10 protein-coding genes are annotated in these 15,366 nt (G+C 46.5%); 2 read left to right on the forward strand and 8 right to left on the reverse strand.

What is annotated here, in order from left to right:
• Positions 1 to 4: 4 nt before the first annotated feature.
• A complete protein-coding gene (locus tag ACRD67_RS14610; RefSeq protein ID WP_430967949.1) occupies positions 5 to 388 on the reverse strand; it encodes a nuclear transport factor 2 family protein in 384 nt (127 codons plus the stop codon).
• Between the two features lie 7 nt (positions 389 to 395).
• Positions 396 to 2,600: a bifunctional alpha,alpha-trehalose-phosphate synthase (UDP-forming)/trehalose-phosphatase gene (locus tag ACRD67_RS14615; RefSeq protein ID WP_430967950.1), complete on the reverse strand. Its 2,205-nt coding sequence runs from the start codon at positions 2,598 to 2,600 to the stop codon at positions 396 to 398.
• Positions 2,601 to 2,703: 103 nt separating this feature from the next.
• Between ACRD67_RS14615 and ACRD67_RS14620 the strand changes: the two genes are divergently transcribed.
• Positions 2,704 to 4,503, forward strand: coding sequence for a glycoside hydrolase family 15 protein (locus ACRD67_RS14620; protein ID WP_430967951.1), 1,800 nt, complete (start codon positions 2,704 to 2,706; stop codon positions 4,501 to 4,503).
• Here the strand turns inward: ACRD67_RS14620 and ACRD67_RS14625 are convergent.
• Positions 4,484 to 5,914, reverse strand: a complete 1,431-nt coding sequence (locus ACRD67_RS14625) for a pyridoxal phosphate-dependent decarboxylase family protein (protein ID WP_430967952.1) — start codon at positions 5,912 to 5,914, stop codon at positions 4,484 to 4,486. The two genes, ACRD67_RS14620 and ACRD67_RS14625, sit on opposite strands and share 20 nt — an antisense overlap.
• Before the next feature lie 94 nt (positions 5,915 to 6,008).
• On the opposite strand from ACRD67_RS14625, the gene ACRD67_RS14630 reads away from it, so the two are divergent.
• Positions 6,009 to 7,277, forward strand: a complete 1,269-nt coding sequence (locus ACRD67_RS14630) for a hypothetical protein (RefSeq protein ID WP_430967953.1) — start codon at positions 6,009 to 6,011, stop codon at positions 7,275 to 7,277.
• Between the two features lie 89 nt (positions 7,278 to 7,366).
• Here the strand turns inward: ACRD67_RS14630 and ACRD67_RS14635 are convergent, their stop codons facing one another.
• The 5 genes from ACRD67_RS14635 to ACRD67_RS14655 all read right to left on the reverse strand — a co-directional run bounded on the left by ACRD67_RS14635 (position 7,367) and on the right by ACRD67_RS14655 (position 15,302).
• Positions 7,367 to 9,178 carry an acyl-CoA dehydrogenase FadE gene (locus ACRD67_RS14635; protein ID WP_430967954.1) on the reverse strand — a complete coding sequence of 604 codons (1,812 nt, stop codon included), beginning with the start codon at positions 9,176 to 9,178 and terminating at the stop codon, positions 7,367 to 7,369.
• An 80-nt stretch (positions 9,179 to 9,258) separates the two neighbouring features.
• Positions 9,259 to 10,449, reverse strand: a complete 1,191-nt coding sequence (locus ACRD67_RS14640) for an acetyl-CoA C-acyltransferase (protein WP_430967955.1) — start codon at positions 10,447 to 10,449, stop codon at positions 9,259 to 9,261.
• A 67-nt stretch (positions 10,450 to 10,516) separates the two neighbouring features.
• The gene (locus tag ACRD67_RS14645; protein ID WP_430967956.1) at positions 10,517 to 12,922 is read right to left on the reverse strand and encodes a 3-hydroxyacyl-CoA dehydrogenase/enoyl-CoA hydratase family protein; all 2,406 of its coding nucleotides are present in this window, start codon (positions 12,920 to 12,922) and stop codon (positions 10,517 to 10,519) included.
• Between the two features lie 13 nt (positions 12,923 to 12,935).
• The gene (locus ACRD67_RS14650; protein WP_430967957.1) at positions 12,936 to 13,385 is read right to left on the reverse strand and encodes a MarR family winged helix-turn-helix transcriptional regulator; all 450 of its coding nucleotides are present in this window, start codon (positions 13,383 to 13,385) and stop codon (positions 12,936 to 12,938) included.
• Between the two features lie 144 nt (positions 13,386 to 13,529).
• Positions 13,530 to 15,302, reverse strand: coding sequence for an AMP-dependent synthetase/ligase (locus ACRD67_RS14655; protein WP_430967958.1), 1,773 nt, complete (start codon positions 15,300 to 15,302; stop codon positions 13,530 to 13,532).
• Between the last annotated feature and the right edge of the window lie 64 nt (positions 15,303 to 15,366).

The following is a 15,366-nucleotide window of genomic DNA, read 5'->3' on the forward strand; positions in this document are numbered from 1 at the left end:
GCTGCTACCGAAGAAAGGTGACCTTGGCAATTTTTCCGTTCTCCACCTCATAGATGGCCACTGCACTAAAATGCTTCCCGTTTACAGTAAGGTATTCCTCATCGATTACGGTATTGCCTATAAAGATCCGGTTCTTTATTTCGCAGTGCAGATCGGGCGTGGCCTCAAAGAAGTCTGCGTAGGATTGTCTCATGGTCTCCTGTCCTTCGGAGCGCAATTCGTTTGGAAAATTGTACAGCTTTATGTCTTCTGTATACGTAGCCATAAAGGCATCAATATCGCGGGCGTTGTAGGCATCCAGTTGTTGTTGTACAATGGTTTCCGGACCTTGCTGTGCAAGAAGTTGCATACTAAAAAAGAGGCATACCAGCCCGAGTAAATTTTTCATCCGTTCGTTATTTAAAGCGTTCCAACAGTTCTCTGACCCTTTTTGTGTTTTCTACGTAATATTTGGCCTGTGTTTTTTGCCTGCCCACCTTTACGGTGATGGCAGTCTCGGGCAGTTCCTGAAACATAAATTCGTCTGTCCAGTCATCGCCCATGGCAAATACAAAATCGTAATCGTCCTCGACCAGCACGCGCATGGCCGCACGGCCCTTGTTCACTCCGCTGTTCTTTATTTCCAACACCTTGTTTCCCGAAAGCACGCTGAGGTTGTCGTTGGCGATAAGACTGGTAAGCACTGTGGTCAATTCCGTGGCCCTTTTGTTGCCGAAATCGGGATCGGTATTCCTATAATGCCAGGCCAGGGAGTAATTTTTTTCCTCCACAAAAGACCCCGGCGTCCTATCCACAAAGGATTCCAGCACGGGTCTTATTTTTTCCATCCAATCGTTTTTCACTTTTTCCAAAAGGTCAAATTCCCCGCCCTTCTTGGAGATCCAAACCCCGTGTTCCACGATCATATTGTATTCCTTTTTCATGAACCAGCGTTTAAAGGTGTCCTTGTCCCGACCGCTTATCAGATAGAGGTCTGTATTTTTTTGTGCTTTTATTCTGTCCAGAAGTTGGTAAAGTGCAACATCTGGGGAAGCTTTTTGGGGGTCGGTATGAAACCCGGCCAAGGTACCGTCGTAATCCAGAAACAACAATCTTTTTTTTGCTTTGGTATAATCCGATACTACAGAGGTAATCAAATTTTCGGTGAGGCGCCTGGAAATATTCGCCGCATCCAGATGTTTCTGCCGTTCTAGGGAAGTCATGAAGTCATTTGCCCATTTTTCCACATTATAGCGCTCCAGGCGTTTTTGGAGCTGTTCGTTGCGCTCCTTTTGCTCTTGGATAGGCATATTGATAGCTTCGTACAAGGTATCGGCAATCTGCTCAAAATTGTTGGGGTTGATCAATAGCGATTCGTTCATTTCGTTGGCCGAACCTGCCATTTCACTTAGAATCAATACCCCGGTCTTATCGGTACGGGTAGCTACGTACTCCTTGGCGACCAGGTTCATTCCGTCACGGATAGGGGTCAGCCAGGCAATATCGCAGGAAGTATATAGATCGATGAGATTTTCAAAGGGCATGGAGCGGTAAAAATACCAGATCGGGGTCCAGCTAACGGTTGCCAGCTCCCCATTGATGCGACCCACCAGTTCATCGATCTCCTTTTTGAGCAATTGGTATTGAGGCACGTTAGATCTAGAGGGTACGGCCAGGATGATTAGACGTACCTTTTCCTTGTACTGCGGATATTTGTTGAGGAAATATTCAAAGGCGTTGAGGCGTTTGGCGATACCCTTACTGTAATCCAATCGGTCTATGGAAAGCAGGAATTTGGCATCTGGGGTCGACTCTTTATGGGTATTTAGTCTACGCTGTAGTTCTGATTGTTGGGCGGCTGTCCGTTTGGCGTGCTCCTTGGCAGCCTCGCTAAATTTTTTGTAATCGATGCCCATGGGAAACGAATCTACCTTAATGACCCTGTTGTCCAGATAAATATCGTTGAAGCTCACTTCCAAGTCCAGGAGTCTGCGCACGGAGCTCAGAAAATGCCTTTCGTAATCATAGGTGTGAAAACCAATGAGGTCCGACCCCAGGAGCCCCTGTAGCACTTCCTCCCGCCAAGGAAGGGTCCTAAAAATCTCATAAGAAGGGAAGGGGATATGTAAAAAGAAACCTATGGAGGTATTGGGGCGCTGTTTCTTCACCATTTGCGGTACCAGCATCAATTGGTAATCATGGATCCATATGGTATCCTCTGCTCCCGCCTTTTCCAGAATGGTGTCGGCAAACTTTTGATTCACCTCCTGGTAGGTTGTCCAGTTATCCAGCGTAAACTCCGAATATTCCAAAAAGTAATGGAAAAGCGGCCAGATGGTGCGGTTGCTGAAACCAAAATAGAATCCGTCTACTTCCTCGGAACTCAGTTTCACCTTGGCGCAGTCGTGCTGTTGCAGCGCCTTATCAATATCGGATTCAAGTTCTTGTGGGATTTCCTCTTCCGTGAGTCCGCTCCACCCGATCCAGAGGCTGTCGCCCCCAGAGTGTACGGACTTCATCCCAGTGGCCAATCCACCTACACTGGGCACCGCGGTAATGGAACCCTTGTGAATTTGCAATTGTACGGGTAGTCTATTTGAGATTATGATAGTTTTGCCCATAAATTCACTGATTTTGGAGGGTGGCGATTGAAATTTTCCTAAATTTCGACAAAAAGGACAGCAAAACCTATTAAACAAAAGCGTTTTTAAGATTATTTAAAATATGGACAATTTAAATTACGGAATCATCGGAAATTGTAGGAGTGCAGCATTGATTTCCGAAATGGGTTCCTTGGATTGGTGTTGCTTGCCCGAATTTGATTCCTCTTCTGTCTTTGCCAAAATACTGGATGAGAAAATAGGGGGGAGTTTTGAGATACAGGTGGGAGATGGCTATACGGTTAAACAACGCTATAAAAAACACACAGCAGTCCTTATTACCCGGTTTTCGGATGGGGAGAACACCTTCGAACTACATGATTTTATGCCTAGGTACCACAAGGAAGGCGGTGGGTACAACGCCCCTCCGGAAATTGTGCGTTACGTGAAGCATATCAGCGGAAGGCCTGTTTTTAAGGCGCACTATGATCCCAAGCTGGAATACGCACTGGGGAAGACCGAAACCTTTGTTAAGCGAAATTTTGTGGTAAGCCTTACCCATGCGGAAAAATTCGATACAGTTTTTTTGTATACCTCGTTCAATAAAAATGCCGTGGTAGAAGGGCGGGATATAGAGCTTAAAAAGGACGGGTTTTTTCTGTTGGGCTACAATGAAAAAATATTTTTGCCCACCACCCGTAAAATGTATCTGGAATTGGAACGTACCAAAGTGTATTGGCTGAATTGGAGCAGTAAGACGCCCAACTACAAAAAATATAACGCCCAGATCAGTAGAAGTGCCGTAACCTTAAAGCTATTGAGCTACAATAAGACGGGTGCCGTTCTGGCCGCGGCTACCACTTCCTTGCCCGAGACTATCGGAGAGGTGCGCAACTGGGACTATCGCTTTTGCTGGATACGCGATGCCTCCATGGTCATCAAGGTCATCTCCGAACTGGGACACAAAAATGTAGCCAAAAGGTATTTGCAATTTATCATCGATTTGATTCCCGACAAGGATGAGAAGCTCCAGATCATGTACGGCATCAACAAGGAGAAGACGCTGACCGAGGAAACCCTGGACCACCTTTCGGGTTATAAGGGCTCCAAACCGGTGCGGATCGGTAATGCCGCCTATCAACAACGGCAAAACGACATTTATGGCATCCTAATGGACGTCATCTATGAGCAATTGGCAAAGTTTAGTACGGACGTTGAAAATGGGGAGGAACTTTGGGGCCTTACCAAGGGCATCGTATGGATCGTAGCCAAGCATTGGCAGGAGGCCGATAAGGGTATATGGGAATTTCGGGCCGAAGATCGGCATTTTACCTTTTCAAAAGTGCTCTGTTGGGTGGCCATTGACCGGGCCGTAAAGATTGCAAGAATTTTCAGAAAGACCCGTAAGATCGAAAAATGGACCAAACTGGAACAGGAAATCAAGGAGGACATTCTTAAGCATTCTTGGAACACGGAGGTAAACGCCTTTACCCAGTCGTACGGTTCGGCACATTTGGACGCTTCGGTACTGTTAATGGAATCCTATGGTTTTATCCATGCCAAAGACCCCAAGTTTGTAAGCACCGTACGGGCCATAGAGGACAACCTCTGCAATGATGGCCTATTGTACCGCTATAAAAATGAGGACGATTTTGGATTGCCCTCCTCTTCCTTTACCATTTGCACGTTCTGGTTCATCAACAGCCTCTTCAAGATCGGGGAGGAAGAAAAGGCCATGCGCCATTTTGATAAATTGTTGAGCTATAGCAATCATTTGGGCCTTTTCAGTGAGGATATCGATTTTAAGACCAAACGTTTGCTCGGGAATTTTCCCCAGGCCTATTCACATCTTGCCTTAATCGAATGCGCCCTCAATTTTTCGAGAAAAGAAAGCGAGGAGGTTATTATGGAGTCCATTCGCTAGCCTTCTCCTTTATTTTGGACAACAATTGTTGAAGATGGGTGGTCGTGGTAAAGGGATTCATGAGCGTTACCCTCAGGTAGTGCCTTTGCCTTAGTTTGGTCTGCACAATGTAGAATTCCCCCTCTTCCAAAAGGGCTTGCCGAACGGCCTCATTGCACCGATCCAAGGTAGTATTGTCCTTACCAGGTTCGATATAGCGAAAACATACGATATTGGACATAGGGTTTACCGCCAGCTCAAACTGGGCATCCTCATTGATGAGCCCTCCAAACTGGTGCCCTAGATCATATAGGGTGGTCACGTAGGCATCAAAGAGTTCTTCACCATAGCTTTTGAGCAACAGGTACCAGTTCATGGACATCATGGTCTTGGTGCACTCAAAGGTACGTTTGCCCGAATTGAACCAGTCCTGTTGTGTTTGCCCCAGTAGATAATCGGCTTTTTGGCTAAAGGTGGCATAGGAGTTTACACCCTCCTTGAACAGGAGGGCGGTGGTAATCATGGGCATCATCATCATTTTGTGGCCGTCTATGACGATGGAATCCCCCATTTCGACACCTTTTAGGGTATGACGGTATTTTGGTGAAAAAATGGCGGCCCCACCGTGAGCTCCATCCACATGGAACCAGAGCTTATGCTTTTTACTAAAATTCCCGAGCACTTCCAAATCGTCGTGGATACCGGTTGCTGTACTTGGGGCACTGCCCACGACGGCGAATACTTCAATACCATTTTTGCTTGCACGTTCGTAGTAGGTTTCCAGTAAGGTGGTATCCATTTTGAAATCTTCCGTAGTCGGAATTTTGATGACCCCTTGTTCTCCAAGTCCCATAATCTTGGCTGCCCGGTCCACACAGTAGTGGGCCTCCTCGCTGACCATGATACCCAAGGCTTTGCCGTTGCCTTTGTTCCACACATCATAGGAGGCGGTTGCCCGGCGCGCGGCAAGCAAGGCTGTGAGATTGGCCAAGGTGCCACCAGAGGTTAGAAACCCGTTGGCATTAGGCCCGTAGCCCACTTTTTCGCACAGAAAGCCGGTGACGGCTTCCTCGATCATGGTAGGGGCCATTCCCATTTCGTAAACGGCCATCCCATTGTTGAATAGCGCGCTCACCATACTCGATAAGGCGGTAAGGGGTGCGGTTGGACTTGCCTGATGTCCCATATACCTGGGATGGTGCAGATGGATCGTATGTTTCAATACTTCTGGGAAGAACTGTTCCGCGTCCCCATTTTTTAGAAAATCCTTCCAAAAGATTTGTTCCTTTTCGGGCGGATTCCACTCGATGACCTTTTCCGATTTTTCATGGAGGGTCCGATCCAAATGATCGGCCAGTTCATCTATTAGCTTATGTCCTCTTTTTCTGAAATCTCCTGGAGAATATGCTTTTTCTAGAATAGTGTATTTCATATAATATACTACAGCTTTTGACGACAAAAATTAGCGGAATCGAAATTAAAGCACCATTTTTGACAAAAATTAAAACTTGAACCAAACTTATAAAATGAAAAACTGTTTTGCACTATTTATTTGCTTGTTAACATTTCATGGCCTAATTGCCCAAATTACATTTGAGCCTGGCTATTTTATTGACAATGACGACAACAAAATTGAATGTCTTATCCAAAATGAAAGATGGCTTTTCTCCCCTGAAATTGTATCCTACCGTTTAAACGGAAGCACAGACATACGGTCTTTTAGTGTAGGCGACTGCAAGGAGTTCAAAATTGCTGGCCAAGGGGCTTACAAACGAGTAAGTGCAGGTTTTCCCATTACCCAGTCCACATTAAAGAAGAAAGAAAAAAACCCCGAACCCGAATTGGTCAGGAAAACCGTTTTCGTCCAAAACATCATAGAAGGCAAGGCGTCATTTTACTGGTATGTGGGAGATATTGATATTGTTTATCTGTTTAGCAAGGAAGACGGGCCAATTGAAGTGCTCCTTTACAAAAAGTATGTTGGGGATGATCTGAAGGTGCGAGAAAACAACATATTTAAGAGACAACTACTTAAGGATTTTCCCTGTGATAATAGATTGGATATCCAAAAAGTGAAATATTCCAGAAAATCCTTGATTAAATATTTCGAGGAAATCAACACCTGCCTAGGGGACAATAGCTTTGTTGTCTATGAAAGAACGGCAAAGCAAAAGGCAAATTTCCCTATAACACTTAAGGTTTGGGGAGGCGTACAGCAATACGGTTATGAAGTGGGCTTAACCAGTCGACCCGGCGAGGTTTATGAATTCGAGAATGCTTCGGGTGCCAAATTTGGAGGTGAGGTGGAAGCGTTTTTCCCGTATTTCGGTTATAAAAAAGCTTCGGTGATTCTATCGGCACAATACGGCTCATTTACCAGCGACTATTTGGTGCAACCGGATGATTTCATTTACAACCCATCGACCGAGCAGATTTTAACAGGGGATTTTTCGATTCTCGAACTCATGCTCGGGGCAAGATATTACTTCGATATTACTGAAAAAAGCAATGTTTTCCTTGAGGCTGGATTTGTTACCAACTTGTATCCCAATTCGGTTCTCAATAACAGGCGGACATTCCTTCTCATTGATCGTCCCACGGAAACCTCGGAGGTTTCTACCGCCCAGGATAATGACTCGGGGGCTTCGTTTGGATTGGGCTATAGTTATAACCGGCGAGTTTATTTGCGTTTCAACTTTATAACCAACCAAAACATTATCGTTCCGGGTTTGAGCGTAATCAACAGGGATGAAGTCTCCCGCATCGCACTTTCTCTGGGTTATGCTTTCTGGTAATGGGGCGTTGTTTGGGAATGCTACAATAAAAAACCGCTCCGATAATGGAGCGGTTTAGCTTCTGTCTCAAAACAAAAGTTCAATTTGAATTAGTCAAAGGTATAACCCTGATCTGCTGCTACTTTGTCCGCAATTAAAGTGCGCAAGGCTACAACATTGGGTTGATTGGTATATTTTGTAAAACGCTTTAGCCCCATGAGCATCATACGTTGTTCGTCGCCTTCGGCAAAGGAAACAATAGCTTCCTTTCCTTTTTGGATAATGATATCCACGGCGTTGTACAGGTATAATTTAGACATGGCAATTTGGGCCTCTTGTGCCTCTTCGCCAAAACGTTTTGCATTTTTCTCGGTTCGCAACAAGGTTGATTCGGCCATGTACACTTCGATAAGTATATCGGAGGCGGCCATCAACAGTTGTTGGTGCTTTTCCAATTCCGGTCCGAATTTTTGGACGGCACTTCCTGCTACCATTAAAAAGACCTTCTTTAAACGTGCCAGCAAATCTTTTTCCTCGGAGAACAGTTCTGAAAAGTCGGGCACATCAAAAGAAGGAATGCCCATCAGTTCCTCGCCCACCTGAGTGGCCGGTCCTAAAAGATCTACATGTCCTTTCATCGCCTTTTTGACCAACATGCCTACGGCCAACATTCTATTGATCTCATTGGTACCCTCATAGATACGGGCAATACGGGAATCGCGCCACGCGGATTCCATGGGGGTGTCTGCACTAAAGCCCATGCCTCCGAAAATCTGTATGCCCTCATCGGTGGTACTCTGGCAGTCCTCTGAAACCGCCACCTTAAGGATCGAGCACTCAATGGCGTATTCTTCTACACCTTTCAGCTCGGCCTCCTGGTGTGGGTTACCTTGGGCCACCCGGAGGGTAATTCTGTCCTCAATGTTTTTTGCAGCCCTATAGCAGGCCGATTCGCCCGCATAGGCATTGGTGGCCATGGTGGCCACTTTGGATTTAATGGCGCCAAAATTGATAATGGGCGTTTTAAACTGTAGGCGTTCATTGGCATATTTAACCGCTTCCGTAATCACGCGGCGCTGTGCCTCCAAACAGGCAGCTGCCAATTTGATCCGCCCCACGTTGAGGGCGTTCATGGCGATTTTGAATCCATTTCCACGCTCCGATAGCATGTTCTCCACGGGCACCTTGGTCTCGTTGAAGAATACCTGCCGGGTGGAGGAAGAATGGATTCCTAATTTTTTTTCTTCATCGCCCATGGTGATTCCATTTTCCGGGTCGTTTTCCACGATAAAACCCGTAATGTTCTTGTCATCCTCTATACGCGCGAACACAATGAACATATTGCAAAAGCCCGCATTGGAAATCCACATCTTCTGACCGGTGATGGCGTAGAATTTTCCATCTTCCGAAAGTACGGCCTTGGTCTTGCCTGAGTTGGCGTCCGATCCGGCTCCGGGTTCGGTTAGGCAATACGCACCGAACCATTCGCCTGTGGCCAATTTAGGAACGTACTTTTTCTTTTGCTCTTCATTTCCATAGAGAATTATAGGCATGGTACCTATTCCGGTATGCGCTCCGAAAGCCGTACTAAAGGAACCTGTGGCCCCCGAAATATAATCGCATACCAACATCGTGGATACAAAGCCCATGCCCAGACCGCCGTAGGCTTCTGGCACGGCAATGCCCAAAAGTCCCAGTTCGCCTGCGTGCCGCATGGTCTCTTCGGTATAAGCGTAGTCCTTGCTTTCAAAGCGTTCCCAGTGGCTCCACAATTCGCGATCCACAAATTCCTTGGTGCTGTCGCGCATCATTTTTTGCTCTTCGGACAAATCCTCAAGGGTAAATACGTCTTCGCATTTGGTCTCCTTTACCAGAAACTGTCCACCTCTTAAAAGGTCCTTTTCTATAGTTTGCGTACTCATGGTTCTAGTATTTAATATATTGTATTTGGGATAGCAGGGTCAAGAACGTCTTATTCCTCCCCGCAATTATTTTCATTCTGTTAATTTAAAAATTCATAGATACCGGCGGCACCCTGTCCCGTACCCACGCACATGGTGACCATACCATATTTTCCTTGCATGTCACGCTTGCGCATCTCATCGAACAGTTGAACCGATAGTTTGGCACCCGTACAACCCAGGGGATGTCCCAAGGAAATGGCACCCCCGTTTACGTTGATGATGTCATTGTTAAGCCCCAATTCGCGGATGACCGCCAAGGATTGGGAGGCAAAAGCCTCGTTCAATTCGATCAACTCAATATCGTCCTGCTTTAGGCCAGCCTGTTTTAGTGCTTTAGGCACGGCCTTTACCGGACCAATACCCATAATACGGGGTTCTACTCCTGCCGCCGCATAGTTCACCAGACGGGCAATGGGTTCCAGGTTCAGTTCCTTGACCATTTCCTCGCTCATCACCATAACAAAGGCGGCACCATCGCTCATTTGGGAGGAGTTCCCCGCGGTTACGCTTCCACCGGCCGCGAAAACCGGCCGTAGTTTGGCCAGGGCTTCTTTGTTGGTGCCCTTACGTGGCCCTTCGTCCTTGGTTACCGTATAGGTCTTGGTGTCTCTTTTACCGGCTGCGTTTACGTAGGTCTGCTCCACTTCAATGGGCACGATCTGATCCTGAAAGCGATCTTCGGCCTGTGCTTTTAGGGCTTTCATATGGGAGTTGTATGCAAATTCATCCTGATCTTCCCTAGATACCTTAAATTCCTGGGCCACCGCCTCAGCGGTATTCCCCATGCCCCAATAATAATCCTCATGGCCGGCATTGACCAGGTCATAGTTGAGCTCGGTCTTGTATCCGGTCATGGGAACGGCGCTCATGCTTTCGGCCCCTCCAGCAATAATACAATCGGCCATTCCGGCCTGGATTTTGGCCGTGGCAATACCGATGGTTTCAATGCCCGAGGAACAGAACCGATTTACGGTTACACCAGGGACATCCACGATGTCCAATCCCATTAGGGAAATGAGTCGGGCCATATTGAGTCCTTGGGACCCTTCGGGCATGGCATTGCCCACGATGACGTCGTCTATGCGTTTTTTATCCAACTGCGGCAGTTGTTTCATCATATGTTCTATGGTCTCAGCAGCCAGTTCATCCGTTCTTTTAAAGCGGAACACTCCCCTTGGCGCTTTGCCCACCGCGGTTCTATAGGCTTTTACTATATATGCTGTCTTCATTTTTTAAATCTTCTATTTTTTTGTGCCTCCTAATAAATCTGATTTCCTAAATGGGTTTGAATCCAAATTAGTTGCGCAACGGTTTTCCCGTTTTGAGCATGTGCTGGATTCGTTCCAGGGTCTTTCGTTCGGTACAGAGCGACAAAAAGGCCTCGCGTTCCAAATCCAATAAATACTGTTCACTGACCCTGGTAGGCTCGGAGAGATCTCCCCCGGCCATAACATAGGCCAATTTGTTGGCAATCTTTTTGTCGTGTTCACTAATGTAGTGGCTGGCTTCCATGGCATCGGTACCCACCAGGAACATGCCCAAAGCTTGTTTCCCCAGGACTTTTACGTCCCTGCGCCTTGGGGGTTGCGTATAACCGGCTTCGGCCATCAATTTGGCGTGGGCCTTTGCGGTGGCAATCTGCCTGTCCTTGTTGACCACCACAATGTCCTTTCCTTTTTGCAGGATGCCCAGATCATAGGCTTCATAGGCCGAAGTAGACACTTTCGCCATACCTATCGTAAGGAAATACTCCTGCAGTACATTGAGTTCCACATCGTTCTTTTTAAAGGTATCGGCAGCCCGTAGTGCAAATTCCTTGGATCCACCACCACCGGGAATGACACCTACACCAAACTCTACCAACCCTATATAGGTCTCCGCTGCCGCCACAACCTTATCAGCATGCAGCGATATTTCGCAACCTCCGCCCAAGGTCATGCCATGGGGGGCCGCCACAGTGGGAATGGCCGAGTAACGCATACGCATTACGGTATCCTGGAACATCTTAATGGCCATATTGAGCTCATCGTATTCCTGCTCCACGGCCAACATAAATATCATTCCGATATTGGCACCGACGGAAAAATTAGCCGCTTGATTGCCAACGACCAACCCCTGAAAATCCTTTTCGGCAATATCGAAAGCCTTGTTCAATCCGGCCAACACGTCACCTCCAATGGTGTTCATTTTGGACTGGAATTCCACGTTCAGAATACCATCACCCAAATCCTCGAGCACCACCCCGCTATTTTTAAAGACCTCTTTTGATTGCCTGATGTTATCCAGGATGATAAAAGCATCCTGTCCGGGTACCTTTTCCATGGCTTTCTTTGGAATATCGTAATAATGGGTCGCTCCATCGGTCACCGAATAAAAAGAGCCGATACCGGCCGCATCCATATCCTTGATCCAGCTGGCCGTTTCCAGGCCTTCTGCCTGTATCAGCGCAAGTCCTTCCTGCACCCCGATGGCATCCCAAATTTGAAAGGGCCCGTGTTCCCAACCAAAACCGGCCTTCATGGCATCATCTATCTTATAAAGCTCATCCGTGATTTCCGGAATACGGTGGGATACGTATGAAAAAAGGGCCGCGAAGCTCTTCCTGTAAAACTCGCCCGCTTTGTCCTTGCCTTGCACCAATACCTTAAAGCGATCCACGACCTTATCGATGGTCTTGGTCTGCTCCAGGGTGGCAAATTGTGCTCGTTTTTTGGAGCGGTATTCCAGGGAGTCCAAGTCTAGCGATAAAATCTCACTAGCGCCATCCGCCTTTTTTGTCTTTTTATAGAAGCCCTGGCCCGTTTTGCTGCCCAGCCATTTGTTTTCTACCATGGTCTTGATGAAATCCGGGAGCTGAAAGAGCTCGTGGCGTTCATCCTTCGGGCAATTTTCGGCAATGCCATTGGCCACGTGTACTAGGGTGTCCAAACCAACCACATCTACCGTTCTAAAGGTAGCCGACTTAGGCCTTCCGATAACCGGTCCGGTCAATTTGTCCACTTCCTCAATGGTAAGCCCCATGTCCTTTACCGCATGAAAGAGGCTCTGAATACTAAAGATACCGATACGGTTTCCTATAAAGGCCGGGGTATCCTTGGCGACCACGGAGGTTTTGCCCAAAAATTGTTCCCCGTATCCGTTGAGGAAATCCAATACTTCCGAGGAAGTTTTGGGACCGGGAATTATCTCAAAAAGTTTTAAATATCGGGCCGGATTGAAGAAGTGGGTTCCACAAAAGTGTTCCTGGAAATCATCACTTCGTCCCTCGCTCATAAATTTTATGGGAATACCTGAAGTATTAGAGGTAATCAGGGTTCCGGGCTTTCTGTGTTTTTCCAGATTTTCAAGAACCATCTTTTTGATATCCAGGCGTTCTACGACTACCTCAATAATCCAATCCACCTTGGCCACTTTGGCAATATCATCCTCCAGGTTGCCTGTAGTGATCCGTTGCGCAAACTTCTGATGATAAATAGGGGAGGGTTTGGATTTTAAAGCAGTTGCCAGCGAATTGTTTACCAAGCGATTTCGCACCGCCTTGTCCTCTAAGGTGAGCCCCATCGCTTTTTCCTTATCGTTGAGTTCCCTTGGAACAATATCGAGTAGCAGCACTTCTACCCCGATGTTGGCAAAATGGCAAGCGATACCGCTTCCCATGATCCCTGAGCCTATTACCGCTACCTTTTTTATATGTCTCTTCATCAAATACCCCGTATTAATTAGCTTTGTCCTTTGTATATATCTTCTTTTCCACGATTAATTTGTTAATAGTCTCCACAACCTCAAAAAATTGATCCAACTGCTCTTGGGTCAAATGTTGTTTGACCACGTTGTTGAAACGAAGCACTACCTCTTTGGATATGGCCCTTTTCTCAAGGCCCAATTTTGTGAGATGGATCAGCACCCCTCTTCCGTCATTCGGATTGGGTTTACGTTCAATATAGCCTCTTTCTTCAATGCTCTTCAATATTCTTGAGAGGCTAGTGGCTTCCATACCCATTTTAGGTCCTAGGGCGGTAGAGGGCGTACCTGTTTTTGGGTCGATACTCAGCAAGGTAAAGCCGATGGCCATGGTTAAGTCAAAGGTTTTCGCCTCTTCATTGTACATTCTTGCCACGGCCTGCCAAGTAGCTCTAAGCGCATAATCTATCGTTAAATCCTTCATGGCTGGTTTATAAGACACCAAATATATAAAAAATTTATTATGCATGCATAATAAATTTGGTAAAAGTTTCCACAAGATTTTAACAGAAAACACCCTTTGAAAAGTGGGCCTTGTTCAGTAGGGTAAAAAAAGGACTTTTAGAGGTCAATGACCATAGATGTTGTTGTAGAGGTCGATGTATTTTTCCTTAACGATTTTACGTCTTAATTTCATTGTTGGGGTAAGGTGTCCATCGTCTATGCTCCACACATCGGGCGTAAGCCTAAACTGTTTTACCTTTTCCCACTTGGCAAAATTCTCATTGGCGACATCCACTTCTTCCTGATAGCGTTCCAGGACCCTTTCGTTGATGACGATATCCGAATTTTCGCCCAAGGTGACCTGATGCCGTTCTGCCCATTCATAGAGAAACTCAAAATTGGGCTGGATCAAGGCCGCTGGCATTTTTTCCCCTTCGCCCACCACCATGATCTGCTCTATGAAACGCGATTGTTTAAACCTGTTTTCCAGGAGTTGCGGGGCCACATATTTGCCTCCGGAGGTCTTGAACATTTCCTTTTTGCGGTCCGTAATTTTTAAAAAACCGTCAGCATCCATTTCTCCGATATCGCCCGTATGGAAGTAACCGTTCTTGAGCACTTCGGCCGTTTTTTCCGGGTCTTTGTAATAGCCCATCATGACCTGGGGACCTTTCACGCAGATTTCGCCATCTTCGGCAATTTTAACTTCCGTGTTTTCGATGAGTTTCCCTACGGTCCCAATTTTAAACCCGCCATCGCGCATATCGTTGACAGAGAGCACCGGCGAGGTTTCGGTGAGTCCATAACCTTCCATGACACCCATTTCTGCTGCGTTGAATATACGTGCCAGTCGGGGTTGCAAGGCCGCACTCCCTGAGGATATTAAGGAAAGATTGTTGCCCAGTCCTTGTTTCCATTTACTGAAAATAAGCTTTCGGGCCAGGGCCAGTTTTCGTTCGTACCACCAGCCGTTCTGTCCATAAGGTTCATATTGCAGGCCCACTTCAACGGCCCAAAAGAACAATTTCTTTTTTATGCCACCGAGCTCCGCTCCCTTGGCGATGATCTTATCGTATACCTTTTCCAACAAACGGGGCACGGCGGTCATCACGTGGGGCGCCGTCTCTTTTAGATTATCACTGATCTTCTCCATAGACTCCGCGAAATAGATGCTTACCCCGGCGTATTGATAGAGGTACATCATCATGCGTTCGTAGATATGACAGACCGGTAGGAAACTTAAGGCTTTGGTTTCTCCACCGACTATGGGAAGTCGCTTGGAACTCGCCAAAGCATTGCTCACCACATTGCTATGCGAGAGCATAACCCCCTTTGGCCTGCCTGTGGTGCCGGATGTATATATTAGGGTAGCCAAATCCTCCGGTTGTACGGCATCCTTAAGCTGTTCTACTTCTGCCTGATTGGAAGTGTCCGCTCCCAATTCCAAAACCTTGCTCCAATTTTTGCAATCGCTCAAGGTATCAAAAGAGTATACTTCCTTTAAGAGGGGTACATTGGCTTTAATGGCCTCTACTTTTGCGTGCACCTCTGCACAGGAAACAAAACAATAGGTGGCTCCAGAATGGTTGAGTACATATTCGTAATCCTCTTGTGAAATGGTCGGGTAAATAGGTACGTTCTGGGCCCCTAATTGCAAAATACCGATATCCATGATGTTCCATTCGGTTCTGTTGGTCATGGAAATCAATGCAATCTTATCGTTGGGCCTCACGCCCATCCGTAGTAGGGCCCTACTAATGGTATTTGCCTTATCTATGTATTCCTGTGTGGAGGTGGCCACCCATTCACCATCATACTTTGTAATCAGCGCTTTTTCAAGATTGAATTTCTCCAATTGGTAATACGGAAAATCAAAGAGTCGGGTTATGTTTTGCATACTAAGTTTCTGATAGGTAATCGCAAAATAAGAAAAGGGAACGGTATAATCAATTATCAATTAA

Origin of the sequence: Eudoraea algarum (assembly GCF_050589645.1) — a bacterium.
GTDB lineage: Bacteria > Bacteroidota > Bacteroidia > Flavobacteriales > Flavobacteriaceae > JBNGOQ01.